This window comes from Arthrobacter sp. Soil763, assembly GCF_001428365.1.
Taxonomy (GTDB): domain Bacteria; phylum Actinomycetota; class Actinomycetes; order Actinomycetales; family Micrococcaceae; genus Arthrobacter.
Map to the genome: position 1 here is coordinate 999,243 of NZ_LMSH01000002.1, position 26,065 is coordinate 1,025,307.

Genomic DNA, 26,065 nt, shown 5'->3' on the forward strand with positions numbered 1-26,065 from the left:
CTGGAGACAGTCTACTGGCCCCCTGCCGGACATAGGGTTGCCCGGTCCCCGCGGGGGCCGGGCAGCAGCTGATGTGGGGGTTAGAAGAACCGCAGGTTGTAGCCGGTGCTGGGCAGGTCGTGGGCCATCCAGTACTCGTCCGAGCGGACGGGCGGGTTGTGGCCGAGGCCGTCCTTGCGGAGGACGCGCAGGGTGGCGGCGACGGCGGCGAAGACCAGGACGATGAGGGTGATTCCTAGGAGTTCCATACCTCCATGGTTCTCCGGGGACGGGATCGAAAAAAGTGGCAGAAACGACCAAAAAGCTAAAATTTCTGCCACACTGGATACATGCTCAAATCAGTGGCCATGATCGTCGTTCCCAACTTCTCGGTCTTCGAATTCGGCACCGCCTTCGAAGTGTTCGGAGTGGACCGCTCAGACCGGGGGACCGGGGTTCCCGCCTTCGATTTCCGCGTCTGCACGCCGGAGCCGGGCGACGTTCCGATGAAATCCGGGCTGTCCCTGCACGTGGGCCTGGGGCTGGAGGCGGCCGCCGACGCGGACCTGGTCATCATGACTCCGTTCGGCAAGGACGCGGACGTGCCCGAATCCGTGCTGGAGGCGCTGCGGGCCGCACACGAACGCGGCGCCTGGGTCATGTCCATTTGCTCCGGGGCGTTCGCGCTGGCCCGGGCGGGGCTGCTGGACGGCCGACGCTGCACCACCCACTGGCACTACTCGCAGGAGCTCGCAGCCCGCTACCCGGCGGCGCTGGTCGATGAAAACGTGCTCTACGTCCAGGACGGGCGGATCATCACCAGCGCCGGGACGGCCGCGGGCATCGATGCCAGCCTGCACCTGGTCCGGGTGGAGCTCGGCGCCAACGTGGCGGCGAGCATCGCCCGGGACATGGTGGTTCCGCCGCACCGCGACGGCGGCCAGGCCCAGTTCATCGACCGGCCCATGCCCCGCTGCGGATCGCAGCCCATGGAGGAGCTGCTGCGCTGGATGGTCGGAAACCTCGACGAGGAGCACTCGGTCAACGACCTGGCCGCGCGCGTCCACATGTCCCCGCGGACCTTCGCGCGCCGCTTCCGGGCAGAGACCGGCGCGACTCCCGCCGCCTGGCTGAATTCGCAGCGGGTGCTCCGCGCACAGGAGCTCCTGGAGACGACCGACCTCAATATCGACGAGATCGCCCGGGAAGCCGGCTTCGGCCATTCGGTGCTGCTGCGGCACCACTTCGCGAAGGTGCTCGACACCAGTCCGCAGTCCTACCGCCGGACGTTCCGCGGGCACCTGGCGGCGGTCTAGCCGGGGCGGTTCTCGGCCGCGGCGCGGGTGCAGTCCACCAGGGTCCGCCACGGCCCCACCAGCTCCCGCTCCGGCAGGGTGGCGCGGCGCTGGCCGGCCCGGATGCGGTAGACGAACCGGTCCGGCTGGGGAGCGGATCCCGTCGCGTCCCGGCCGGGCAGTTCATCCCAGGGACAGGCCTCCACCAGGGGGGCCCACTGGTTCCGGTCATCGTCGGTCAGCGCCTGCACGCTCCAGACGCGCTCCATTCCGGCAATGCCGCCGCTGCGCTGGACGGTTATCTTCATCGGTGATCCTCCGGGACGGCGGGGCCTACAGCCTCACCTTCACAGTTTCCCACGCCTTCCGGACGGCGTCATGCTCCGCCGAGTCGGCACCGTAGAGCTCCTTCGCCGACGCCGCGGTGGCCTTGGCGAAGACGCTGAAGGTGGCGGCCGTCGGGAGGGAGCCGCCGGTCAGGGTGTCGTACCAGATCCGCCCGGGCGCCTCCCAGGCCTTGCCGCCGAGCGCCGCGGCGACCAGGTAGAAGGCGCGGTTGGGAATGCCCGAGTTCAGGTGCACGCCGCCGTTGTCCGAGCTGGTGTGCACGTACGAGTCCATCGAGTCCGGCTGCGGGTCCTTGCCGAGCACGTCGTCGTCGTACGCGGTGCCGGGGGCCTTCATGGAGCGCAGCGCCGTGCCCTGCACCTCGTCGGTGAACAGTCCCTCGCCGATCAGCCAGCTTGCCTCCGCCGCGTCCTGCTGCTTGACGTACTGCTCCACCAGCGCGCCGAAGACGTCGGAGAGAGACTCGTTCAGGGCGCCGGCCTGGTTGCGGTAGGCGAGTCCGGCGGAGAACTGGGTCACGCCGTGGGCCAGCTCGTGGCCGATGACGCTCAGCGACGCGGTGAAGCGGGTGAAGACCTGGCCGTCGCCGTCGCCGAAGACCATCTGCCGGCCGTCCCAGAAGGCGTTGTCGTAGCGCTGCCCGAAGTGCACGGTGGCGTCCAGGGCCAGGCCGTTGCCGTCAATCGAGTTGCGGCCGAAGGCCTCCGCGTACAGCCGGTGCGTGTGGCCCAGTCCGTCGTAGCCCTCGTCCGCGGCGGGGTCCCCGGTAGCGGGTTCGCCTTCCTTCCGCACCAGCACGCCGGGCAGGTTCTCGGAGGTCTTCGCATCGAAGATGGTCCGCTGCGGCGGTCCCGGCTGCAGCTGCCGCACCCCGGGAGGGGCGGCGGGGGCCGGCTGCGCCCGGGAGGCCTGGAAGCTCTTGACGTGCTGGAGAGCCTCCTTCGCGGCCCGGGCGGCGACCAGCAGCCGCGGTTCATGGTGCTGCGCTGCCAGCCGGCGCAACAGGTAGGGAGGAATGATGGAGCAGTACATGTGAGACCCCTTCTCTGTGCCGATGCGAACAGCCTACGAGCGGGTGCCGACAATTGGCAGGGGGAGCCGGGGGAGTGCGCCCCGGCAACAGCCGGCCCGATACGGTAGGCCCATGGCAGAAACCAGCAAGCGCAAGAAGCCCGGCTCCACCCTGCTGACCGTGATCGTCGCCTTCGCGGCGAATATTCTCGTGGCCGCGGCGAAGTCGGTGGCGGCGTTCCTTACCGGGTCCGCGTCGATGACCGCAGAGGCGGCGCACTCCTGGGCGGACACCGGCAACCAGGTGTTCCTGTTCTTCGCCGAGCGCCGGTCGGCCCGGCCGCGGGACAAGAGCCACCCGATGGGGTACGGCCGCGAAGCGTATGTCTGGTCCATGTTTGCGGCCTTCGGGCTTTTCACCGCCGGCGCTGTGGTGTCCATCATGCACGGCATCCAGCAGATCATCGCCCCGGAGCCGGCCGCCGACTTTGCCGTGGCCTACATTGTCCTGGCCGCCGCCTTCGTCTTCGAGGGAATCTCCTTCGTCCAGGCGTTCCGGCAGACCCGCAAGGCGGCGCACCAGCTGGAACGGCACACCCTGGAGCAGGTGCTGATCAGCTCCGATCCGACCCTGCGTGCGGTCTTCGCTGAAGACGCCGCCGCGCTGATCGGCCTGGTGGTGGCCTTCGCCGGTGTCTTCCTGCACCAGGTCACGGGATCGCCGCTGCCCGATGCGGTCGGCTCGATCATCGTGGGCGTGCTGCTGGCCGTCGTCGCCGTCGTGCTGATCGACCGCAACCGGCGGTTCCTGGTGGGCCAGGGCGTCACCCCCGACATCGAACGTTCGATGGGCCGGCGTGTGTTGGAGCATGCGGAGATCGCCCGGCTGACCTACCTGCACCTGGAATTCGTCGGCCCGCGCAAGCTCTACCTGGTCGCGGCCGTGGACCTGGAAGGAGACCATCCGGAGCACGAGGTGGCCGTGGTCCTGCGCCGGATCGAACGCGAACTCGAAGACCACGAAACCGTGGAGGAGGCCGTCCTGACCCTGGCGACGCCGGATGAGAAGGCCCTGGCCTTCGAAGCCGCGGACGCTCCTGCCGGCGCCTGACCCGGTCAACGCAAAAACCCCGCCGCTTCATGGGAAGCTGCGGGGTTTTTCGGTGCCCTCGGTAGGATTCGAACCTACGGCCTTCTGCTCCGGAGGCAGACGCTCTATCCCCTGAGCTACGAGGGCATTCAGGGATCCTGCCGTTACCGGCGGGACGTCCTAGAGCTTAGCAGGAAGATGGGCCGCAAAGAAAAACCGCCGCCCCGCGGCCCGGCGGTCCCCGCCCAACCGGCCGCCGAAGCAGTCCGCCGCGGGCCGGTGGTCAGGTCACGGAACAGGTCACCGGGGCGTCAGAATTCCGCGCTGCTGCAGGCCCCCCGGTAGGCTGGGAGGGTGACCCCAGAAGAACTGTCCCTCGCCATATCCGCCTGCCTCAAGGACGCCGTCGCCGCCGGTGAGATCGCCCTTGCCCCCGCCGACATTCCCGACGCGGTCCGGGTGGAGCGACCCAAGAACCGGGACCACGGCGACTGGGCCACTAACATTGCGCTGCAGCTGGCCAAAGCGGCCGGCACCAACCCGCGGCAGCTCGCCGGTGTCCTCAGCGAACGCCTCGCGGCGATCAACGGTGTGTCCGGTGTGGACATCGCCGGCCCGGGGTTCCTGAACATCACCGTGGACGCCGCCGCCGCCGGGGCGCTCGCCAAGGCCATCGTCGAGGCCGGGACCGCGTACGGGACCAACGCGGCGCTCGCGGGCCGGACGGTCAACATGGAATTCGTCTCCGCCAACCCCACCGGGCCGCTGCACATCGGCCACACCCGCTGGGCTGCCCTGGGCGACTCGATTGCCCGGGTGCTGCGGGCCTCCGGCGCGGACGTCACGGCCGAGTACTACATCAACGACGCCGGTTCGCAGATGGACGTCTTTGCCAACTCGGTCCTGTCCCGGCTGCACGGCCGTGACGTGCCGGAGGGCGGCTACCCGGGCGAGTACATCGCCGACCTTGGCCATGAGGTCCTGGCCGACCACCCCGGGATCCGGGAACTCACCGACGTCGCTGCCCTGCCGGTGATCCGCGGCGCGGCCTACCGGGCGCAGCTGCACGACATCAAGCAGACCCTCGCCGAGTTCGGCGTCGCGTTCGACGTCTTCTTCTCCGAGCAGGAACTGCACGACGCCGGCGCGATCGCCGACGCCGTCGCCCGGCTCCGCGAGCAGGGCCACGTGTACGACGACGGCGGCGCCGTCTGGCTGCGCACCACCGACTTCGGCGACGACAAGGACCGCGTGCTGATCCGCGCGAACGGCGAGCCGACCTACTTCGCCGCCGACGCCGCGTACTACCTGTCCAAGAAGGACCGCGGCTTCACCGAGAAGATCTACCTGCTGGGGGCCGACCACCACGGCTACATCAACCGGCTCAAGGCGATCGCGGCCGCGGCCGGCGATGATCCCGAGGTCAACATCGAGGTGCTGATCGGCCAGCTCGTCTCGGTCAACGGCGCCAAGCTGTCCAAGCGGGCCGGCAACATCATCGAGCTCAAGGACCTGATCTCCTGGCTGGGCAAGGACGCCGTCCGCTACTCGCTGGCCCGCTTCCCGGCCGACTCGCCGTTGACCCTGGACCCGGAGCTGCTGAAGAAGCACAGCAACGAAAACCCGGTCTTCTACGTCCAGTACGCGCACGCCCGCTCCCGCGGCGCCGCCCGCAACGCGGTGGCCGCCGGCGTCGAGCGCCGGGTGGACGGCCAGGACGCGTTCGACGCGGCCCTGCTGGACCACGCGACCGAAAACGAGCTGCTCTCGCACCTGGGCAGCTACCCCTCGATCGTGGCCAAGGCCGCCGAGCTGCGCGAACCGCACCGGGTGGCCCGCCACCTGGAAGTCATCGCCGGCGCCTACCACCGCTGGTACGACGCCTGCCGCGTCGCGCCGCTGGGCGAGGAAGCCATCACGGATCTGAACCGCACCCGGCTGTGGCTCAACGATGCCACCAGCCAGGTGCTCGCCAACGGACTGGAACTGCTGGGCGTCTCGGCGCCGGAACGGATGTGACCGCCATGACCGCGAACCCGAACACCAGCGCCCCGGCGTCCCCGCTCGCCCCGGACTGGCTCGCCGTCCCGGCGGACCTGAACGCCCTGCACGCCCCGATGTGGGCGGCCGGTGTGGCGCGCAACGAAACCGGCGAACTCGCCATCGACGGCATCGCCGTCAGCGAACTGCAACGCCAGTTCGGCACGCCGCTGTTCGTCATGAGCGAGACCGACTTCCGGGCCCGCGCCAGGGCGTTCCAGGACGCGTTCAACGAGGCCTTCGCGGACATCTGCGGGGGAGTGGACGTCTACTACGCCGGCAAGTCGTTCCTGTGCACCGCCGTCGTCCGCTGGGTCGAGGAGGAAGGCCTGCGGCTGGACACCGCCTCCGGCGGGGAACTCGCCGTCGCCGCCCGCGCCGGCATCCCCGGTGCCGCCGTCGCGCTGCACGGGAACAACAAGTCCGACGCCGAGATCCACCGCGCCCTGGACATGAAGCTGGGCCGTATTGTCGTCGACAGCCTCGCCGAACTCGAACGGGTCGCCGCCATCGCGCAGAACCGCGGCGAGACGGCGAAGGTCATGCTGCGGCTGACCCCGGGCGTGCACGCGCACACCCACGAATTCATCGCCACCGCGCACGAGGACCAGAAGTTCGGCCTTTCCATGGCCGGGGACTCCACCGACCAGGCCGGGCTCTCCGCCGCGGAGGAGGCCGTCGCCGCCGCTGCCGGGCACGACAGCATCGAACTGCTGGGCCTGCACTGCCACATCGGCTCGCAGATTTTCGAACCCGACGGCTTCGCCCTCGCCGCGGAAAAGCTCCTCGACTTCCTGGCCGCCATGCAGGCGAAGTACTCGATCGTGCTGCCCGAGTTGGACCTTGGCGGCGGCTACGGCATCGCCTACACACCCGTCGACACGCCGCGCCCGCCGGCCGAAATCGCCCAGGCGATGGCCGCCGTCGTCCGCGCCAAGGTCGCCGAGCTCGGCATCACCGCGCCCCGGATCTCGATCGAGCCGGGGCGGGCGATCGTGGGCAGCAGCACCTTCACCCTCTACGAGGTGGGAACGCTGAAGACCGTGCGGGTGGATGCCCCGGGAAGCGGCGCGCAAAACGTTACGTACCCGCGCCGGTATGTGTCAGTGGACGGCGGGATGAGCGATAACGCCCGCCCGGTGCTGTACGACGCGGATTATTCGGCCGTTCTGGCCTCCCGCAGTTCCACCGCGGCGCCGCAGCTGTCCCGCGTGGTGGGCAAACATTGCGAGAGCGGCGACATAGTTGTTAGAGATGTATATCTGCCCGAGGACGTGGCAGCCGGTGATCTGCTCGCTGTACCGGGGACCGGCGCCTACTGCTGGGCCCTGTCAAGCAACTACAACTATCTGGCCCGGCCGGGCGTTGTCGCGGTGCGCGACGGATCCGCCCGGCTCATCGTCCGCGGGGAGACCGAAGAAGACCTGCTGAACCGCGACATGGGAGCCTGAATGAGCGAAATGCGAACCTTGAAAGTGGCCCTGCTGGGCTGTGGCAACGTCGGAGCCCAGGTCGCGCGGATCCTCATTGACGACGCCGACGCGCTGGCCGCCCGGACAGGTGCCCGCCTGGAGCTCAGCGGCATCGCCGTGCGCAACCCCGACGCCGAACGCGACGTCGAACTGCCCTCGGGCCTGTTCACCACCGACGCCGAGGCCCTGGCCAAGGGCGCCGACCTCGTCATCGAGCTGATGGGCGGCATCGAGCCGGCCCGTACCCTGATCCTCACCGCCATCCGGAACGGCGCTTCCGTGGTGACAGGCAACAAGGCACTGCTCGCCCAGGACGGGCCCACCCTCTACGAAGAGGCGGACAAGGCCGGGGTGCAGCTCTCCTACGAGGCCGCCGTCGCCGGCGCCATCCCCATCCTGCGCCCGATCCGGGACAGCCTCTCCGGGGACCGGATCACCCGAGTGCTCGGAATCGTCAACGGCACCACCAACTTCATCCTCGACCAGATGGACACCACGGGCGCCCAGTTTGCCGACGCCCTCGCCGAAGCCCAGCGGCTCGGCTATGCGGAGGCGGACCCGACCGCCGACGTCGAGGGACACGACGCCGCCGCGAAGGCCGCCATCCTGGCCTCGCTGTCCTTCCACACCCGGTTCGCCCTGGAGGACGTCTACTGCGAGGGCATCAGCTCCGTCACCGCGGCCGACATCGCCGCGGCGAAGGACGCCGGATTCGTCATCAAGCTGCTGGCGATCGCCGAGAAGCTCAGTGATTCCGAGGGCAACGAAGGCGTCTCCGTCCGCGTGCACCCCACCCTGCTGCCCCGCGAGCACCCGCTGGCCGCGGTGCACGGTGCGTTCAACGCCGTGTTCATCGAGGCCGAAAACGCCGGCGAGCTGATGTTCTACGGCCAGGGAGCCGGCGGCACCCCGACGGCCTCGGCCGTGCTGGGCGACCTCGTGTCGGCGGCCCGCCGGATCGTCCTGGGCGGCCCCGGACGCACCGAAACCACCACCGGGCACGTCCCCGCGCTGCCCATCGACGCCGCCATCACGAGCTACTACATCGGCCTCGACGTCGCGGACCAGCCCGGTGTCCTGGCCCGGATCGCGCAGCTCTTCGCCGAACACGGCGTGTCCATCGAAATCATGCGGCAGACCGTCCACCGCGATTCGGCCTCCAACTCGGAGTCCGCGGAGCTGCGGATCGTCACGCACCGCGCGAGCGAAGCCGCGCTGGCAGCAACCGTCCAGGCCGTCAAGGGCCTGGACGTCATCAATTCAGTCACATCCGTACTGCGGGTAGAAGGGGTCTAAGTGGCTCACCAATGGCGCGGGGTCATCCGCGAATACGCTGAACGCCTGCCGGTCACCGAGGCCACCAAGGTCATCACCCTGGGCGAGGGCGGCACCCCGCTCGTGCACGCGCAGAAGCTCTCCGAGCTCACCGGCAGCACCGTCTACCTCAAGGTCGAAGGGATGAACCCGACCGGTTCGTTCAAGGACCGCGGCATGACCATGGCCATGACCGCCGCCGTCGCCTCCGGGGCCAAGGCCGTGGTCTGCGCCTCCACCGGCAACACCTCGGCCTCGGCCGCGGCCTACGCCACCTCGGCCGGGCTGCAGTGCGCCGTGCTGGTGCCCGAAGGCAAGATCTCGATGGGCAAGCTCAGCCAGGCGATCGCCCACGGCGCCACCCTGCTGCAGGTCGACGGCAACTTCGACGACTGCCTGGACATCGCCCGGAAGCTGGGGGAGTCCTACCCGGTGTTCCTGGTCAACTCGGTCAACCCCGCGCGCATCGAGGGCCAGAAGACCGGCGCCTTTGAGGTCGTGGACGCCCTCGGTGACGCCCCGGACATCCATGTGCTCCCGGTCGGCAACGCCGGAAACATCAGCGCGTACTGGAAGGGTTACAAGGAGTACGCGGCGCCCTACGCGTCGGCCACCGCCGGCGAGCTGCCCGCCGTGGCCACGAAGACCCCGGTGATGTGGGGCTTCCAGGCCGCCGGTGCCGCGCCGTTCGTCGCAGGCCACCCGATCACGGAGCCGGACACCATCGCCACCGCCATCCGGATCGGCAACCCGGCGTCCTGGGACACCGCGGTCGCGGCCCGGGAGGAATCTGGCGGCGTGATCGAGGCCGTCACCGACGAGGAAATCCTCTCCGCGCACCGCTGGCTCTCCGCCCGCGAAGGCGTGTTCGTCGAACCCGGCTCCGCCGCCGGCGTCGCCGGGCTGATCAAGAAGCACGCCGCCGGCCAGGTCCCGGCGGGCAAGACCATTGTCATCACGGTGACCGGACACGGCCTCAAGGACCCGCAGTGGGCCCTGCGGACCGAGGACGGCAGCGACGTGCAGCCGGTCAAGGTGGCGAACGACGTCGTCACCGTGGCCGCGGAACTGGGACTGGAAGAAAAATAGCCGTGGAAACCACCCTCACCGTGCCGGCCGAATCCGCTGCCGGCGCACCGGCGGTCGCGGCCGGCCAGACGGTCACCGTCCGGGTCCCCGCCACGAGCGCCAACCTCGGCCCCGGCTACGACAGCCTGGGCCTGGCCCTGTCGCTGTACGACACCCTGACGGTCGAGACCCTCGACAGCGGGGAGCTGGAGTTCGAGCTGAGCGGCGAGGGTGCGGACACGCTGCCCCGCGACGCCAGCCACCTGGTGGCCCGGGCGCTGACCGAGGCCCTGCACCTGCTGGGCTTCCGGCACGAGGGGCTGCGGATCACCGCGGACAACGTCAACCCGCACGGCCGCGGACTGGGCTCCTCGGCGGCGGCCGTGGTGGCCGCCGCGACCGCTGCCAACGCCCTGGTGCCCGAGGAGTCGCGCCGCGGCAGGGACTGGGTCCTGCAGTTCACGTCCCGGCTCGAAGGCCACCCGGACAACGTCGCACCCGCCATTTTCGGCGGGCTGGCGCTGTCGTGGCAGGACAGTGACCAGTACAGCAGCACCTGCGCGACCGTCCACGGCTCGATCGTGCCGGTCGTCGCGGTGCCGGACTTCGAACTCTCCACCGAGGCGGCCCGGGCGCTGCTGCCGGCCTCCGTCGGCCACCACGCCGCCGCGATGAACTCCGGCCGGGCTGCCCTGCTGATCCATGCCCTCACACAGCAGCCCGAATTCCTGCTCGCAGGCACCGAAGACTACCTGCACCAGAGCTACCGCGCGCAGGCCATGCGGCCCAGCGCCGAGCTGATCGCAGCGCTCCGGCGGGCCGGGCACGCCGCCGTGGTGTCCGGCGCCGGACCCACCGTCCTGGTGCTGGCCGCCGGCGAACAGGAGGCGGCCGACGTCGTCGGATTCATCGAGGCGTTCACCGCGGCCAACACGCCGGACACCGGCTGGCGCGTGATGAAGCTGGCTGTGGACACGGAGGGTGCTAAAGTGGAAGTGCACCGGCGGTAATCACGCAAGTTTTTTCTAAGACCGCGATGTTGGCCCAGTTGCCCTCTCTCATCTTTCACTGCGCAATATTTTCCGGTGCCACCTGCTTTCGGTCTGACGCAGGAATCTGCAGAGTTCCTCTGTACCCCTGAACCGTCAGCCGGCCGTCCCCCCATTAGCGGGGCGCGTTGCGGTGTAGCAGTAACCGGCCGTGCCGGCCGAAATCCAACCGGCGTGGCCGAAATCCCGGCTGCAGATCTGAACTGCAGCCCAGATCAAATCACCGCGCCCAGCTCCTAGCCTGGGTGCCGTCGAGGGGGAAGGATCCTTCGTGACCGAAACCACTGAGCTGTCTCCAGCTGTGGAAACATCATCTTCTGCTGCCGATACGGCAGCGCCCGCCAAGAGCAGCGGCCTCGCCGGCCTGAAGCTCGCCCAGCTCCAGGCCCTGGCCAGCCAGCTGGGGATTTCCGGGGGTTCCCGGATGCGCAAGGGCGACCTGGTGTCCGCCATCTCCGCCCACCGCGCCGGCACCCCGGTCAGCAAGGCCCCGTCGCGCGCCGACAAGGCCAGCGATAACGGCACCGTGGCCCAGGCCGCCGCTCCGGCTCCGGCTACCGAAGCCGCACCCGCCGCGGCCCCGGCCGAAGGCCAGGAAAACCCGCGCGCCCGCCGTGGCCGCAGCCGCCGCGCCGGCAGCGACGGCGTCGTCAGCACCCCGGCCGCCGAGGCGCCTGCCGCCCCGGCTGAGGCTGCCGCCGCTCCCGCCGAGCAGGCCCCGGCCGAAGCCGCCACCGAAGGCAGCGACCGGACCCGCCAGCCGCGGACCCGCAACCGCCGCCGCGGCGAAGCCGTCGCCCAGGGCACCGAAACCGCCGAGGCCCCCGCCGAGCAGCGCCAGGAGCGCCAGGCAGAGCCGCGCCAGGCGGAGCAGGGCACCGACGAGGGCCAGCGCCGCGAGGACGGCCAGCGCCGCGAATCCGGCCGTGGCCGCGGCGGCCGTGAGGACGCCCGCGACAACCGCGATAACCGCGACAATGACGACAACGAGGGCGGCAGCCGTCGCAACCGCCGCAACCGTCGTGACCGGAACGACCGCTCCGGCGGCCAGGACAACCGCGACAACGCGCGCAACGACCGGTTCCGCGACCGCAACGAACGCCGCCGCGGCCGCTCCCAGGGACCGGACGTTGACGACGTCGAGGTCACCGAGGACGACGTCCTGCTGCCGGTCGCCGGCATCCTGGACGTCCTGGAGAACTACGCCTTCATCCGCACCTCCGGCTACCTGCCGGGCCCGAACGACGTCTACGTCTCCCTGGCCCAGGTCAAGAAGTACAACCTGCGCAAGGGCGACGCCGTCGTCGGCGCTATCCGCGCTCCCCGCGAGGGCGAGGACCGCAGCCAGCAGTCGACCCGCCAGAAGTTCAACGCCCTGGTCCGCGTCACCTCGGTCAACGGCAAGACTCCCGAGGAGCTCAAGGACCGCGTCGAGTTCGCGAAGCTCGTTCCGCTGTACCCCTCCGAGCGCCTGCGCCTCGAGACCGACCCGAAGAAGATCGGGCCCCGTGTCATCGACCTGGTCGCCCCGATCGGCAAGGGCCAGCGCGGCTTGATCGTCTCGCCGCCGAAGGCCGGCAAGACGCTCATCCTGCAGTCGATCGCCAACGCCATCACCACCAACAATCCTGAGGTCCACCTCATGATGGTGCTCGTTGACGAACGCCCCGAAGAAGTCACGGACATGCAGCGCACCGTCAAGGGTGAGGTCATCGCCTCCACCTTCGACCGTCCGGCCGACGACCACACCACCGTGGCCGAACTCTCCATCGAGCGTGCCAAGCGCCTCGTGGAAATGGGCATGGACGTCGTGGTGCTGCTGGACTCGATGACCCGCTTGGGCCGCGCCTACAACCTGGCGGCACCGGCTTCCGGCCGCATCCTGTCCGGTGGCGTCGACTCCGCCGCACTGTACCCGCCGAAGCGCTTCTTCGGTGCAGCCCGCAACATCGAAAACGGCGGCTCGCTCACCATCCTGGCCACCGCTCTCGTCGAGACCGGCTCCAAGATGGACGAGGTCATCTTCGAAGAGTTCAAGGGCACCGGCAACATGGAACTGCGCCTGTCCCGCCAGCTGGCGGACAAGCGCATCTTCCCGGCCGTGGACGTCAACGCGTCCGGCACCCGCCGCGAAGAGAACCTGCTTTCGCCCGAGGAAGTCAAGATCATGTGGAAGCTGCGCCGGGTCCTCTCGGGCCTCGAAACGCAGCAGAGCCTTGAGCTGCTGACCAACAAGATCCGGGAGACCCAGAGCAACGTCGAGTTCCTCATGCAGGTGCAGAAGACGACGCTTGGTGCGAAGTCCGATAACGACAAGTAGCTGAGTTGAGGGGCGGGGCCGTCGCATATTTGTGCGGGCTCCGCCCTTCGCCGTTCGGTTTTTGCCGCCCCCGCCCCTCCGCCGGGTGGCTTTCGATCTACGATCGCAAGCCACCCGGCTCCGGCAGGCCCGATGCCACTCCCGGGGCGGCAAAAACCGAACGGCTTCGCTGTTTTCCCACCTTTGTCGTCGCGTTACTAGACTTGTAGAAGTCGAAAGAGGTTTTGAAATGTTTGAGTCCGTACAGGGGCTGTTGGATGAGCATGCTGCTATTCAGGCGCAGCTTGGGGATCCTGCTGTTTATGCTGACCAGAAGCTGGCCCGGAAGCTGGGGCGGCGCTCGGCCCAGTTGAATGGCATCGTGGAGGCCTACCACCGCTGGGAGGGCATCCGCGACGACCTGGCGGCCGCGAAGGAAATGGCGGCCGAGGACCCGGAGTTCGCTGCAGAGGTGCCCGAGCTGGAGGCCGCGCTGGAGACGTCGGCGGCCAAGCTGCGCCGGCTGCTCATCCCGCGCGACCCGGACGACGCCCGCAACGTGATCCTTGAGGTCAAGGGCGGCGAAGGCGGCGACGAGGCAGCCCTGTTCGCCGGCGACCTGCTGCGCATGTACACCCGCTACGCGGAATCCCGCGGCTGGAAGACCGAGATCATCTCCGCCACCGAGTCGGACCTGGGCGGCTACAAGGACGTCCAGGTTGCCGTCAAGGGCAACTCCAACGATCCTGCGGAGGGCGTCTACGCCCGGCTCAAGTTCGAAGGCGGCGTCCACCGGGTCCAGCGCGTCCCGGTGACCGAGTCCCAGGGCCGCATCCACACCTCGGCCGCCGGCGTGCTGGTGCTTCCCGAGGTGGACGAGCCCGAGGAACTGGAAATCAACCAGAACGACCTCAAGATCGACGTCTACCGCTCGTCCGGTCCGGGCGGGCAGTCGGTCAACACCACCGACTCGGCCGTGCGCATCACGCACCTTCCCACCGGCATCGTGGTGGCGATGCAGAACGAGAAGTCGCAGCTGCAGAACCGTGAGGCCGGCATGCGCGTGCTGCGTGCCCGGATCCTGGCGCACCAGCAGGAGCAGATCGACGCCGAGAACTCGGCCCAGCGCAAGTCGCAGATCCGCACCATGGACCGCTCCGAGCGCATCCGCACCTACAACTACCCGGAAAACCGGATCGCCGACCACCGGACGGGCTACAAGGCCTACAACCTTGACCAGGTCATGAACGGCGACCTGGAGCCGGTGATCCAGTCCGCCATCGAGATGGACGAACAGGCCCGCCTCGACGCCATCGGCGACTAGTACGGACCCTGCGCGTTGATGACACCTGAGACCGGCCTGAGCCTGTCCGACGCCGTCCGCGAGGCCACGGAAGTGCTCGCCGCCGCGGGCGTACCCAGCCCCAGGATCGACGCCGAACTCCTCGCCGGGCACTTGCTCGGCGTCGGAACCGGCCGCCTCCGTGCCCTGGTCCTCGGCGACACGCCGGCGCCGGCGGGCTATGCCGAGCTCGTGGCCGAGCGCGCCCGGCGGATCCCGCTGCAACACATCACCGGCGTGGCGCACTTCCGCTACCTCGAACTCGCCGTCGGCCCCGGGGTGTTCATCCCGCGGCCGGAGACCGAATCCGTCGTACAGCTGGTGATCGACCACCTGCGGGACCTGCCGCGCACCGGGCGCGGACCCAGGGTCGCGGACCTGGGCACCGGCTCGGGAGCCATCGCCGGGTCGATCGCCCACGAGGTCCCGGACGCCGAGGTCCACGCCGTCGAGTACAGCGAATTCGCGCACGCCTGGGCGGCGAAGAACCTGCTGCCACTGGGCGTCCGGCTGGTCCGCGGCGACCTGCGGACCGCGCTGGCCGACCAGGACGGCAGCTTCGACGTCGTCGTGTCCAACCCGCCGTACATCCCCGCCGAAGCCGTGCCCAACGAACCCGAGGTGGCGCTGCACGATCCGCCCGAAGCGCTCTACGGCGGGGGAGCGGACGGCATGGAGCTCCCGACGGCGGCCGCGGCTTCCGCGGCCCGGCTGCTGGTTCCCGGCGGCTACTTTGTCATGGAGCACGCCGAGGTGCAGGCCGGCTGGGTCGCGGCGATGCTGGAACGCTCCGGCCTCTGGACCGGGGTTGCCACCCACCTGGACCTCAACGGCCGGGAACGCGCCACGAGCGCCGTCCGTAAGCCGGAGGCCGGCAGCAATGAAAGGATAGGCCAGTGACGACTAGCTACGATTGCGCGGACGCGGACCAGCGCGCCGCAGGACTTGAACACGCCCAGCGGGCCATCCGGGCCCACCAGTGCGTGGTCCTTCCGACCGACACCGTCTACGGGATCGGCGCGGACGCGTTCTCGCCGCAGGCCGTGACGCTCCTGCTCGCGGCCAAGGGGCGCAGCCGGAAAATGCCCCCGCCGGTGCTGATCCCGCGGCTGAACGCCCTCGACGGACTCGCCACCGACGTCCCGGCCGAAGCCCGCCGGCTGGCCGAGGCCTTCTGGCCCGGCGGCCTGACCCTCATCCTGCACGCCCAGCCCTCGCTCGACTGGGACCTCGGCGAGACCCAGGGTACGGTCGCCCTGCGCATCCCGGCCGACGACATCGCGCAGGATCTGCTCACCCTCACCGGTCCGCTGGCGGTGTCCTCCGCCAACCGCACCGGCCAGGCTGCCGCGCAGACCGCCGCCGACGCCGAGGTGCAGCTGGCGGAGTCCGTCGAGGTCTACCTCGAGGGCGGCCACCGCCCGGCCGAGGGGGAGGGCTCCGAGCCGTCCACGATCGTCGACGCCACCGCAGTGCCGCTGCGGGTCGTGCGCCAGGGCGCTATCAGCCTCGAACGCCTGCGCGGCGTCGTCCCGGACGTGCTGGGCCTGGGCGAGGAGCCCGCGGAAGCCCCCGAGCCCGCAGCAGAAGCCCCCGCGCCCGCCGCGGAGGCACCTTCCGTCGAAGACTCCCCGAGGAACTGAAGATGCAGCCGAAAGTCGCCGTCGCCGCCGTCACCTTCGACCGCCACGAAGAGCTTGGCCTGCTCCTGAAGGGCCTCGCCGCGCAGACCGCCCCCATCCACTCCATCGCGCTCGTGGACTCCGGCACCGAGCCGGCCACCGACGTCGTGGCCGCCGGGGGAACGAACATCAACTACCTGCGCTCCGAGGCGAACCTCGGGGGAGCGGGCGGCTTCGCCTACGCCATCCTGGCGGCCATGGCCAGCGGCGCCGAGTGGATCTGGCTGATGGACGACGACGGCCACCCGGAGGACGCGGACTGCCTGGCCGCGCTGCTGGCGGCCGCGGAGGAGCACGGGCTGGACATCGTCAGCCCGCTCGTCGCCGCCACGGCGGACCCCAACCGGCTCTCGTTCAACTTCAGGATCAACGGGCTGCTGACCAACGACCGCTCCCGGCTGGCGCCGATGGGCTACCTGCCGGACATGGTGCATTTCTTCAACGGCGCCCTGATCCGCACCGAGGTCTTCTACAAAATCGGCATCCCCGACGTGAAGTTCTTCATCCGCGGCGACGAAGTCGACTTCCTCTCCCGGGTCAAGAAGGCCGGCCTGAAATACGGCACCCTGGCCACCGTCGCCGTGCAGCACCCCGCCACCTGGACCGAGATGAAACCCGTCTTTGGCGGCTTCATCACTCCGGTGATCCCGGAGGGCGACTTCAAACGCTACTGCTACTTCCGCAACCGGGGCTACCTGACCCGGAAGTACCGGAACCTGCGCTGGTTCGGGGCGGACATCGTCGGCTTCCCGTACTACTTCCTGAAGGCCGGCGACCTCAAGGGCCTGGCCCACTGGTTCAACGCCTACTCCACCGGCTTCCGCGGCAAGGGCTTCGGCTCGCCGGCGCGGCTGATGTCCACCAACAGCTAGGCCGCCGTGGAAAACCTGTACGCCGTCGTTGTCACCTACAACCGGGCCGGCTTCCTGCAAAACCTGCTGGACTCCTTCGACCGGCTCGGCACCCGCCCGGCGCGGATCATCGTGGTGGACAACGCCAGCACGGACGACACCGCCGACGTCGTCACCCGGGCCGCCGCCGCGGGCGGAACGCCGATCCAGTACGAGCGGCTGCCGGAGAACGTCGGCGGCGCCGGGGGTTTCTCCCGCGGCGTGGAGGTCGCCCTGGCCGCGGGCGCCGAATGGCTGTGGCTGATGGACGACGACGTCGAAGTGCTTCCCGGGGCAGTGGACGCGCTGGCGAAATTCACCCCGGAGTACTCCTGCCTGATCGGCCGCCGCTACGATGCCAACGGCAAGCCCTTCTTCTGGCAGCACCACTTCGTCGAGGCCCTCGGCGTGTTCCTGCCGGTCTCCCGCGACGTCTTCCGGCACTCGGACGTGTTCCGGACCAATGTGGGCAACTTCGAAGGCATGCTGATCAAGGCCTCCGTGGCCCGCAGCATCGGCCTGCCGGACCCGCGGTTCTTCATCACCTGGGACGACCTAATCTACGGCTGGCTGGCTGCGCAGCAGACACCGGTTGTCTATGTCAACGCCTTCGTGATCAAAAAGGTCCGCGAGCAGCGGCAGGTGGACCTGATCGTGCGCCACCTCAACGACTCGTCGGACCTCAGCCGCCGCTACGTGATGCGCAACCGCGGGCACGTTGCGCAGTACCTCCGGGCCCACGGCAAGTACCACCGCGTTGGTTTCGGCGCCGGTACCGCCCTGACGTTCCTGAAGGAACTTTTCCGGCTCGCCGCCGTCGAACGCACCCTCAAGGGCACCGGCCAGCTCTGGCGGGGCTGGCGGGAATCGCGTGCCATCCTGGGGGACCGCAGCTGGCAGCCGATGCCGGCCGTGGACGTCAAACCCCGGCGCTGAAAGCGAAAGAGATTAGTATCGTTTTAGGCCCCGCCACTGTCCGACGGTTGTGCGGCGGGGATATTTTTTGAAACAGGCGCCTGGCCGCCGTGGTAGTGGAAGTCGGTTGCAATCTCTGTTGACTACGAAATCTGAAGCGCGCGCATCCGGCGCAGCACGGGAGGAGAAGCCCGCCCTCTGGATCTGGATCCAGCTGTTCCTGGACTCCATGTCCTGGATCGTGGCGATCGTCCTGGCGCTGCTCCTCCGCTACGAGATGGGCATCCGCGCCGAGCAGTTCCTCGGCGCCTTCTTCATCGCCGCGATCGCCGTTGTGGTCCAGATCCTGGCCGGCTACGCCCTGGCCCTCTACCGGGGGCGGTACCCCTTCGGCAGCTTCCAGGAGGCGCGGGCGCTGGTCTTTGTCACCGTGATTGTGGCGGCCTCCATCACCGGGACCCTGCTGGTGCTCTACGGCGCCATTAACATCGGGCGCAGTGTCGGCCTGATCGCCTTCCCGTTCGCCTGCCTCTTCATGGGTGCGGCCCGCTACGCCAAGCGGCTCTACGTCGAAAGCCGGACCCGGCCCGGCGACGAGGCGCAGAACACCCTGATCTACGGCGCCGGCTTCCTGGGCAACTCGCTGCTCACCCGCATGCTGCAGGATCAGGACTCCCCGTACTTCCCGGTCGGCCTGATCGACGACGACCCGGCCAAGAAACACCTCCGGCTCTCCGGCGTCCAGGTCATGGGCAAGGGCGAGGATCTTCCCGCCGTCATCCGCCGGACCCGGGCGAGGGTCCTGGTGCTGGCCTTCGCCAACGTCGAGGCCGCCGTCGTGCGCCGCATCTCCGACGCCGTGGCGGGACTGAACATCCGCGTGCTGGTGCTCCCGCCGCTGCGGGACATGCTGGGGGGCGGGGCGCCCGAGGGCTTCTCGGACTTCCGCGACGTCGCGGTCGAGGACCTGATCGGCCGCCGGCCGGTGGACATCAAGGTCGACGAGATTGCCGGGTACATCAAGGGCAAGCGGGTGCTGGTGACCGGCGCCGGCGGGTCCATCGGCTCGGAACTGTGCCGCCAGATCGTGCAGTACAACCCGGCCGAACTGATCATGCTCGACCACGACGAAACCGGGCTGCAGCAGACCCAGATCTCCATCACCGGCCGCGGCCTGCTGGCCGGGCGCGACACCGTGCTGGCCAACATCCGCGACGGCGAGGCCCTGCAGGAGATCTTCGCGGACCGGAAGCCCGAGGTGGTCTTCCACGCGGCCGCCCTGAAGCACGCGCCGCTGCTGCAGCAGTACCCCGTGGAGGCGTGGAAGACCAACGTCTGCGGCACCCTGAATGTGCTCCGTGCCGCCCGGATTGCCGGTGTCTCGCACTTCGTGAATATTTCCACCGACAAGGCGGCCAACCCCACTACGGCCCTGGGCCACTCCAAGCGTGTCGCGGAAAAGCTGACCGCCTGGATGGCCGGCCAGACCGGGGACACCTATGTCTCCGTCCGCTTCGGCAACGTCATGGGCAGCCGCGGCTCGATGCTGCCGCTGTTCACCGAGCAGATCCGGGTGGGCGGCCCGGTCACGGTCACCGACCCCGAGGTCACCCGTTTCTTCATGACCATTCCCGAGGCCTGCCAGCTGGTGATCCAGGCCGGAGCCATCGGCGCCGGCGGCGACGTGATGATCCTGGACATGGGTGAGCCCGTGAAGATCCTGGACGTCGCCCAGCGGATGATCGCCATGTCCGGGAAGGACATCGAGATCATCTACACCGGCCTGCGTCCGGGGGAGAAGCTGCACGAGGAACTCGTGGGCACCGGCGAGCTGGACCAGCGGCCCCTGCACCCGAAGATCTCGCACACCAAAGCCAACCAGCAGGACCCGGAGAAGCTGGACCTCAACGTCTGGCTGGCCCGCTGCGAGGCCGAACAAGGCGCCAACATCGCTGAAATCCCCGACGACGAGGCGGACGAAGCGGCCGCGCTCCGGGTGGCGCTGTGACGCCCCTGGTGCTGGTGGCCGTGACCACCCTGCTGGCGAGCCTGCTGCTGCCGTTTGCGGTGAAGCCGTGGCTGGTCCGGCTGGGTGTCGTGGACATCCCCTCGGCCCGCTCCTCGCACCGCAAGGCCACCATCCGAGGAATGGGACTCGCCGCCGCCCTGGCCACCCTGATCGGGTACCTGGCCGCGGTGCTCACGGGCCTGGTCACCGTGGACCGCTCGGTGTTCGCCGTGGTGCTCGCCGTCATCGCCGCCTGCGCCGCGGTCGGCTGGGTGGAGGACCTGCGCGGGATGTCCATCCGCGGGCGCGCCGCCGCCCAGCTGGGCATCGGCGCCGCCGGGACTGCGGCGCTGATCGTGCTCACGGGGCAATCCTTCTGGTGGCTGCCGCTGGGCGCGGTCGCCATCGCCGCCTACGTCAACATCGCCAACTTCATGGACGGCGTCAACGGCATTTCCGGACTCCACGGCGTGACGGCCGGCGCGGCCTATGCCGTGGCCGGATCCCTGTCCGGGCAGCCCTGGCTGACCGCCGGCGGTGCCGTGCTGGCGATGGCCTTCCTAGGCTTCCTGCCCTGGAACCTGGGCCGTGGCTCCGTCTTCCTCGGCGACGTAGGCAGCTACCTGCTGGGTGCCTCGATTGCGGCCCTGGCCGTCGCGGGCTTCCTGGGCGGGGTCTACGTTGAATACGTCCTCTCGCCGATCCTGGTCTATGCGGCGGACACCGGCTACACGCTGCTGCGCCGGATCAAGGCGGGGGAGCGGTGGTACGCCTCGCACCGCGAGCACGTCTACCAGCGGCTTACCGACGTCGGGTTCTCGCACCTGCAGTCGGCCGCGGCCGTCACGGTGTGTACCGCCGCAGTCATTGTCCTCGGCTTCACCGCGGCGACGGCCACCTTGCCGGTCGTCGCGCTCTGCGTGGCCGGCAGCCTGCTGGTGCTCGGCCTGTACCTGGCATCCCCTGACCTGATCCGCCGCTTCCGGCGGCGCACCAAGGTCACGAGGATCCCGGTGGCCTAAGCGTGTTCTATCTCGTGTAGAATTCAGGGGCGGCCTGTCGCCGCGTCCCCCTGGCCATCCTCGACGATCGGGTTCCCATGACCTCCAGCGCCGACTCCGGACACCGCTCCGGCAGCGGATCCGTTGGCGGCTCCGGCCCCACCACGTCGCTGTGGCTGAGGCTGCTGGCCCTCAGCTCCGCAGCCGCCGGCGCGGGACTGGCGCTGGCCTGCCTCGCGGCCGGGCTGCTCGACAGCGGGGCGGCCGCCTTCTCGGCCCTCTTCGGCGGGGCCCTCGTAATGGCGTTCTTCGCCATCAGCCTCCTCGTCGGGCACTTCGGCGGCCGGAACCATTCCTCCGGCGCGATCGGGCTCTTCGTGGCCACCTACTTCATCAAGGTCGTGGGGTTCGCGGTGGTGCTGTTCGCCATCGGCGCCCCGGCCTGGCTCTCGGGCCGGTGGTTCCTGATCGGAGCCGTCGTGTCCGTGGTGCTCTGGCAGGCTGCCGAACTGTACGGCTTCGCCAAGGCGCGGCTGCAGATCTACAACGACCCCGAGACCCCCGGAGGCGGCACCCATGCCTAGCCGCGACAACGGACGCGGGAACACGCCCAAAAAGTCCGCCCGCACCCCCAAAACCAGCGACGGCGCACCCGGTGTATCGAGCGGCGGTGAGGACGGCGGATACAACGCCGGGATCGCCGTCTTCAGCTACATCGTTGGCGGAATCATCGTCTGGAGTTTGATAGGGTGGGGTCTGGATAATCTGTGGGGAACCCGCTGGATTGTGCTCGCAGGCGCCCTGCTTGGAGCTGCGGGCGGGTTCTATCTTTCTCATATGCACGGCCTCACCAGTAACGGAACATCGACTGGCGGAGACAATCCTGCAGGTGGCCCGTCCCAGGACGAGGAACAGTAATGCCAAATAATTTCACAGGGGGACAGGCCGACGTACTTGTCGCCGGTCCCCGACCGACGCCCAATGATGGACACTGCAGAGAGGAAACGCGTTGATCGCGCTTGCGCTCCCGGCCCAAGATTCAGGAACTTTCACGCCCCCTGGAATCGAAGAAATGCACCTGCCGGCTATCCTGCCCTGGGGCGAGGCCGAAGGATTCTCCAAGCAGATGCTGCTGGTGATCCTCTCGGTCGTCATTATTGCCACCTTCTTTGTGCTCGCTGCGCGGAAGCAGCAGCTGGTTCCCGGCAAGCTGCAGTTCGCTGGTGAGGCCGCCTACGGCTTCGTCCGCAACGGCATCGCCAAGGACATCATCGGCGGCAAAGACTTCATGAAGTACGTCCCGCTGCTGTTCAGCCTGTTCTTCTTCATCCTCGTGAACAACATCTACGGCGCCATCCCGCTGATCCAGCTCCCGAGCTTCTCGCACGTCGGCGGCGCCTACGTGCTCGCCGGCATCGTCTACGTCACCTGGATCGCGATCGGCATCAAGAAGAACGGCCTGCGCTACTTCAAGCTGGCCACCGTGCCGAGCGGCGTTCCGGTCTACATCCTTCCGATCGTCATCCCGATCGAGATCATCTCCAACTTCCTGGTCCGCCCGGTCACGCACAGCCTCCGTCTGTTCGCCACCATGCTGGCCGGCCACCTCATCGTCATGATCGCCGGATCGGGTATTGAATACCTGGTCATGCAGGAGAGCGTGCTCCTGAAGGGCACCTCCGTGCTCGTGCTGGTCGGTGCGATCGCCATGTACATGCTTGAAGCGCTGATCATGGCACTGCAGGCTTACGTCTTTACCCTGCTGACCGCCATCTACATCGAAGGCGCTCTGCACGCGGACAGCCACTAGGCTCCCAAATCTTCCCCCCGCGGGGATGTAGCAAACCAAACAACCTGCCACAACGGTGGCATCTTGAAAGGAAAAAAATGGAAGGCAATCTCAACCTCGTAGGTTACGGTCTGTCCGCAATCGGCGGTGGTATCGGTGTTGGTCTCGTGTTCGCCGCTTACATCAACGGTGTGGCACGCCAGCCGGAGGCCCAGCGCGTCCTGCAGCCGATCGCATTCCTTGGCCTCGCGCTGACTGAAGCCCTCGCCATCCTGGGCCTGGTCTTCGCTTTCGTTCTCTAGTCTGAGCTTCAGAACAAGCGAACATCCAGAACCTAGTAGATAAGGACGGGAATTATGAAGCAGCTGATTGTCTCAGCCGCCACAGAGGCTAACCCTCTGGTCCCCAATGTCTGGGAAATGCTCGTTGTCATCATCAGCTTTGCTGTCCTCATGGGCATCGTGATCAAGCTTGTGGTCCCGATGTTCGAGAAGACCTTCGCTGAGCGTGCCGAGGCCATCGAAGGCGGCATTGCCAAGGCCGAGCAGGCCCAGGCCGAGGCGTCCGCCGCCCTCGAAGAGTACAAGCAGCAGCTCACCGATGCCCGCACCGAGGCCAACCGCATCCGCGAGGAAGCCCGGGCCGAAGGCGCCCAGATCCTCGCGGACCTGAAGGAGAAGGCGGCCGCAGAGTCGGCACGCATCACCGCCCAGGCCCACGCGCAGATCGAATCCGAGCGCCAGGCCGCCGTCGTGTCCCTCCGTTCGGAGGTCGGCACGCTGGCGACCACGCTGGCGAGCCGCATTGTCGGCGAATCGCTGAGCGACGACGCGCGGGCTGCCCGTGTGGTTGACCGCTTCCTGGCAGATCTGGAGAACCAGAACGCAGGTGCAGCTAAGTAATGGCAGGTGTATCGAGCGAATCGCTGACGGCGGCACTGGCCGCGTTGGAAGCCAAGCTTCCCAACGCCTCGCTGCAGTTGGCAAAGGAACTCTTCGGGATCCTGGGAACGGTTGACAGCTCGGCCGGCTTGCGCCGGGCACTGACCGACCCCTCCCGCAACGGTGACGAAAAGTCGGCGCTGATGAAGCAGCTCTTCGGTGGGAAAGTTTCCGCCGACGCTGTGGAAATCGCGGCGGGACTGGCCAGCTCGCGCTGGGCATCTGCCCGTGACATCGGCGATGCACTCGAGACTCTTGCCGCTTCGGTGGTAATTGCCGTTGCTGAAAACAAGTCGGCCGTCTCTGCCTCAGGGATCACCGGACTGGAAGCGCTGGAGAACGACCTGTTCTCCTTCAACCAGGCCGTGGGCTCCAGCCACGAGGTACAGCGTGCACTGTCCGAGCCGCAGGCGAGCCCGGCGGCCAAGGCCGCCCTCGCCGACAAGCTCGTTCCCGGTGCCAGCGAGGAAGCGAAGGTCCTGATCAACCAGGCAGTGTCGCAGCCCCGCGGGCTCAAGGTCACCCGGCTCGTCGGCCGCTTCGCCGAACTTGCGGCGAAGCGCCAGCAGCGCTGGATCGCCACGGTCGGTGTCACCCGTCCGCTGACGGCGGCCCAGGCCGACCGCCTGCAGGCGGGCCTGAACGCCCTCTACGGCCGCGAGCTGAAGATCAACATGAACGTTGATCCGGCGCTGATCGGCGGTATCCGGATCCAGGTGGGCGACGAAGTGCTGGACGCTTCGGTCCTCGCCCGGCTGGGCCAGCTGCAGCGTCAGCTTGCCTAGGCTGCCGGACAAGCACAACTTAACGACAAGAAACCCCGGTCATCGTGAGCAACGATGATCACGAAACAGGAGAGCAGGGACTGCAGATGGCCGAATTGACCATCAACGCCGACGACGTCCGTAATGCGTTGAACGAGTTCGCGGCGTCCTACGAACCCGGAAACGCTGAGCGCGTAGAGGTTGGCCGTGTAACGACCGCAGGTGACGGCATCGCCCGTGTTGAGGGCCTTCCCTCGGTCATGGCGAACGAGCTGCTTCGCTTCGAAGACGGCACGCTGGGCCTGGCCCAGAACCTTGACGTCCGCGAGATCGGCGTCATCATCCTCGGTGACTTCAACGGCATCGAAGAAGGCCAGGAAGTGCACCGCACCGGACAGGTTCTGTCTGTTCCGGTCGGCGACGCCTTCCTCGGCCGCGTGGTTGACCCGCTGGGCCAGCCCATCGACGACCTCGGCGAGATCAAGGCCGAGACCACCCGTGCCCTGGAACTCCAGGCGCCCGGCGTGACCCAGCGCAAGTCGGTCCACGAGCCGATGCAGACCGGCCTCAAGGCCATCGACGCGATGATCCCGATCGGCCGCGGGCAGCGCCAGCTGATCATCGGCGACCGCCAGACCGGCAAGTCCGCCATCGCGATCGACACCATCATCAACCAGAAGGCCAACTGGGCTTCGGGCGATGTGAACAAGCAGGTCCGCTGCATCTACGTCGCCATCGGCCAGAAGGCGTCCACGATCGCGGCCGTGCGCCAGACCCTTGAGGACAACGGCGCGCTGGAGTACACCACCATCGTGGCGTCCCCGGCATCCGACCCGGCAGGCTTCAAGTACCTGGCACCGTACGCCGGCTCGGCCATCGGCCAGCACTGGATGTACGGCGGCAAGCACGTCCTGATCGTGTTCGATGACCTGTCCAAGCAGGCCGAAGCCTACCGCGCCGTGTCGCTGCTGCTGCGCCGCCCGCCGGGCCGCGAAGCCTACCCGGGCGACGTGTTCTACTTGCACTCCCGCCTGCTGGAGCGTTGTGCCAAGCTCTCCGACGAGCTCGGTGCCGGCTCGATGACGGGCCTGCCGCTGATCGAGACCAAGGCGAACGACGTGTCCGCCTACATCCCGACCAACGTCATCTCCATCACCGACGGCCAGATCTTCCTGCAGTCGGACCTCTTCAACGCCAACCAGCGTCCCGCCGTCGACGTGGGTGTCTCCGTGTCCCGCGTCGGTGGTGCCGCGCAGGTGAAGTCGATGAAGAAGGTCTCCGGCACGTTGAAGCTGGAACTGGCGCAGTACCGCGACATGCAGGCCTTCGCGATGTTCGCCTCCGACCTGGATGCGGCATCCCGCCAGCAGCTGACCCGCGGTGCGCGCCTGATGGAACTGCTCAAGCAGGGCCAGTACGCGCCGTTCCCGGTCGAGGACCAGGTTGTTTCGATCTGGGCCGGCACCAACGGCTACCTCGACGACGTTCCGGTTGAGGACATCAGCCGCTTCGAGACCGAGTTCCTGGAGCACCTCAAGCACAAGTCCTCGATCCTGACCACGCTGGCGCAGACCAACGTGATGGACGACGACACCGCTGAGGCGCTGAAGACCGCGATCGTGGACTTCAAGAAGGGCTTCTTCGGCGAGGGCGACAGCCTCCTGGTCGGTGCGGGGCACGAGGAGTACGCCCCGATCGACGAGGACCAGGTCGACCAGGAAAAAATCGTCAAGCAGAAGCGCTAGTTCCGATGGCAGGGACTGCCGGG

Annotated in this window: 25 protein-coding genes and 1 tRNA gene; 22 read left to right on the forward strand and 4 right to left on the reverse strand. The window is 68.3% G+C overall.

Translation table 11 applies throughout. The features are described from left to right. Window positions 1-80: 80 nt before the first annotated feature. Window positions 81-248, reverse strand: a complete 168-nt coding sequence (locus ASG71_RS16805) for a hypothetical protein (protein WP_200947953.1) — start codon at window positions 246-248, stop codon at window positions 81-83. Window positions 249-329: 81 nt separating this feature from the next. On the opposite strand from ASG71_RS16805, the gene ASG71_RS08265 reads away from it, so the two are divergent. Beyond that, on the forward strand, window positions 330-1,295 hold the full coding sequence (locus ASG71_RS08265; RefSeq protein WP_056738160.1) for a GlxA family transcriptional regulator: 966 nt from the start codon (window positions 330-332) through the stop codon (window positions 1,293-1,295). Here ASG71_RS08265 and ASG71_RS08270 read toward each other — a convergent pair. Both ASG71_RS08270 and ASG71_RS08275 read right to left on the reverse strand, forming a co-directional pair. Further along, window positions 1,292-1,582: a protealysin inhibitor emfourin gene (locus tag ASG71_RS08270; RefSeq protein ID WP_056738161.1), complete on the reverse strand. Its 291-nt coding sequence runs from the start codon at window positions 1,580-1,582 to the stop codon at window positions 1,292-1,294. The genes ASG71_RS08265 and ASG71_RS08270 overlap by 4 nt on opposite strands. 25 nt (window positions 1,583-1,607) lie before the next feature. Beyond that, on the reverse strand, window positions 1,608-2,654 hold the full coding sequence (locus ASG71_RS08275) for a M4 family metallopeptidase (protein ID WP_056738162.1): 1,047 nt from the start codon (window positions 2,652-2,654) through the stop codon (window positions 1,608-1,610). A gap of 112 nt (window positions 2,655-2,766) precedes the next feature. Here ASG71_RS08275 and ASG71_RS08280 point away from each other — a divergent pair, with 112 nt between their 5' ends. Beyond that, window positions 2,767-3,744, forward strand: a complete 978-nt coding sequence (locus ASG71_RS08280) for a cation diffusion facilitator family transporter (protein WP_056738163.1) — start codon at window positions 2,767-2,769, stop codon at window positions 3,742-3,744. Between the two features lie 53 nt (window positions 3,745-3,797). Here the strand turns inward: ASG71_RS08280 and ASG71_RS08285 are convergent. Then, window positions 3,798-3,870: transfer RNA gene (locus ASG71_RS08285), tRNA-Arg, on the reverse strand. A 207-nt stretch (window positions 3,871-4,077) separates the two neighbouring features. Between ASG71_RS08285 and argS the strand changes: the two genes are divergently transcribed. The 20 genes from argS to atpA all read left to right on the forward strand — a co-directional run bounded on the left by argS (window position 4,078) and on the right by atpA (window position 26,042). Beyond that, a complete protein-coding gene (gene argS / locus ASG71_RS08290; protein ID WP_056738164.1) occupies window positions 4,078-5,742 on the forward strand; it encodes an arginine--tRNA ligase in 1,665 nt (554 codons plus the stop codon). A gap of 5 nt (window positions 5,743-5,747) precedes the next feature. Further along, window positions 5,748-7,214 (forward strand): diaminopimelate decarboxylase, encoded by a 1,467-nt coding sequence (gene lysA / locus ASG71_RS08295; protein ID WP_056738644.1) that lies wholly within the window; start codon window positions 5,748-5,750, stop codon window positions 7,212-7,214. Next, complete coding sequence (locus tag ASG71_RS08300) at window positions 7,215-8,531, forward strand: homoserine dehydrogenase (protein ID WP_056738165.1); 1,317 nt, start codon at window positions 7,215-7,217, stop codon at window positions 8,529-8,531. Beyond that, entirely contained in the window at window positions 8,532-9,638 is a 1,107-nt protein-coding gene (gene thrC / locus ASG71_RS08305; protein ID WP_056738166.1) for a threonine synthase, read from the forward strand. A 2-nt stretch (window positions 9,639-9,640) separates the two neighbouring features. Next, window positions 9,641-10,627 (forward strand): homoserine kinase, encoded by a 987-nt coding sequence (thrB, locus tag ASG71_RS08310; RefSeq protein ID WP_200947954.1) that lies wholly within the window; start codon window positions 9,641-9,643, stop codon window positions 10,625-10,627. 310 nt (window positions 10,628-10,937) lie between these two features. Then, a complete protein-coding gene (gene rho / locus ASG71_RS08315; protein WP_056738167.1) occupies window positions 10,938-12,986 on the forward strand; it encodes a transcription termination factor Rho in 2,049 nt (682 codons plus the stop codon). A 229-nt stretch (window positions 12,987-13,215) separates the two neighbouring features. Then, window positions 13,216-14,289: a peptide chain release factor 1 gene (gene prfA, locus ASG71_RS08320; protein ID WP_056738168.1), complete on the forward strand. Its 1,074-nt coding sequence runs from the start codon at window positions 13,216-13,218 to the stop codon at window positions 14,287-14,289. 18 nt (window positions 14,290-14,307) lie between these two features. After that, complete coding sequence (gene prmC / locus ASG71_RS08325) at window positions 14,308-15,207, forward strand: peptide chain release factor N(5)-glutamine methyltransferase (RefSeq protein WP_056738169.1); 900 nt, start codon at window positions 14,308-14,310, stop codon at window positions 15,205-15,207. Next, complete coding sequence (locus ASG71_RS08330; protein ID WP_056738170.1) at window positions 15,204-15,950, forward strand: L-threonylcarbamoyladenylate synthase; 747 nt, start codon at window positions 15,204-15,206, stop codon at window positions 15,948-15,950. The genes prmC and ASG71_RS08330 overlap by 4 nt, the downstream gene beginning before the upstream one ends. A 2-nt stretch (window positions 15,951-15,952) precedes the next feature. Beyond that, window positions 15,953-16,861 carry a glycosyltransferase gene (locus ASG71_RS08335; protein ID WP_056738171.1) on the forward strand — a complete coding sequence of 303 codons (909 nt, stop codon included), beginning with the start codon at window positions 15,953-15,955 and terminating at the stop codon, window positions 16,859-16,861. A gap of 6 nt (window positions 16,862-16,867) precedes the next feature. Continuing rightward, complete coding sequence (locus ASG71_RS08340; protein ID WP_056738172.1) at window positions 16,868-17,815, forward strand: glycosyltransferase; 948 nt, start codon at window positions 16,868-16,870, stop codon at window positions 17,813-17,815. A 118-nt stretch (window positions 17,816-17,933) separates the two neighbouring features. After that, entirely contained in the window at window positions 17,934-19,802 is a 1,869-nt protein-coding gene (locus ASG71_RS08345) for a polysaccharide biosynthesis protein (protein WP_056738173.1), read from the forward strand. Then, the gene (locus ASG71_RS08350) at window positions 19,799-20,824 is read left to right on the forward strand and encodes an MraY family glycosyltransferase (protein WP_056738174.1); all 1,026 of its coding nucleotides are present in this window, start codon (window positions 19,799-19,801) and stop codon (window positions 20,822-20,824) included. The genes ASG71_RS08345 and ASG71_RS08350 overlap by 4 nt, the downstream gene beginning before the upstream one ends. Before the next feature lie 77 nt (window positions 20,825-20,901). Further along, the gene (locus ASG71_RS08355) at window positions 20,902-21,387 is read left to right on the forward strand and encodes a hypothetical protein (RefSeq protein WP_056738175.1); all 486 of its coding nucleotides are present in this window, start codon (window positions 20,902-20,904) and stop codon (window positions 21,385-21,387) included. Next, entirely contained in the window at window positions 21,380-21,721 is a 342-nt protein-coding gene (locus ASG71_RS16370) for a hypothetical protein (protein WP_082574966.1), read from the forward strand. Before ASG71_RS08355 ends, ASG71_RS16370 begins: the two co-directional genes overlap by 8 nt. 91 nt (window positions 21,722-21,812) lie before the next feature. Further along, window positions 21,813-22,613, forward strand: coding sequence for a F0F1 ATP synthase subunit A (atpB, locus tag ASG71_RS08360; protein WP_056738176.1), 801 nt, complete (start codon window positions 21,813-21,815; stop codon window positions 22,611-22,613). 77 nt (window positions 22,614-22,690) lie between these two features. After that, window positions 22,691-22,894, forward strand: a complete 204-nt coding sequence (atpE, locus tag ASG71_RS08365; RefSeq protein WP_009356484.1) for an ATP synthase F0 subunit C — start codon at window positions 22,691-22,693, stop codon at window positions 22,892-22,894. A gap of 54 nt (window positions 22,895-22,948) precedes the next feature. Next, a complete protein-coding gene (locus tag ASG71_RS08370) occupies window positions 22,949-23,494 on the forward strand; it encodes a F0F1 ATP synthase subunit B (protein WP_056738177.1) in 546 nt (181 codons plus the stop codon). After that, a complete protein-coding gene (locus ASG71_RS08375; protein ID WP_056738178.1) occupies window positions 23,494-24,318 on the forward strand; it encodes a F0F1 ATP synthase subunit delta in 825 nt (274 codons plus the stop codon). The genes ASG71_RS08370 and ASG71_RS08375 overlap by 1 nt, the downstream gene beginning before the upstream one ends. A gap of 86 nt (window positions 24,319-24,404) precedes the next feature. Further along, window positions 24,405-26,042 carry a F0F1 ATP synthase subunit alpha gene (gene atpA, locus ASG71_RS08380; RefSeq protein WP_056738179.1) on the forward strand — a complete coding sequence of 546 codons (1,638 nt, stop codon included), beginning with the start codon at window positions 24,405-24,407 and terminating at the stop codon, window positions 26,040-26,042. Window positions 26,043-26,065: the final 23 nt, after the last annotated feature.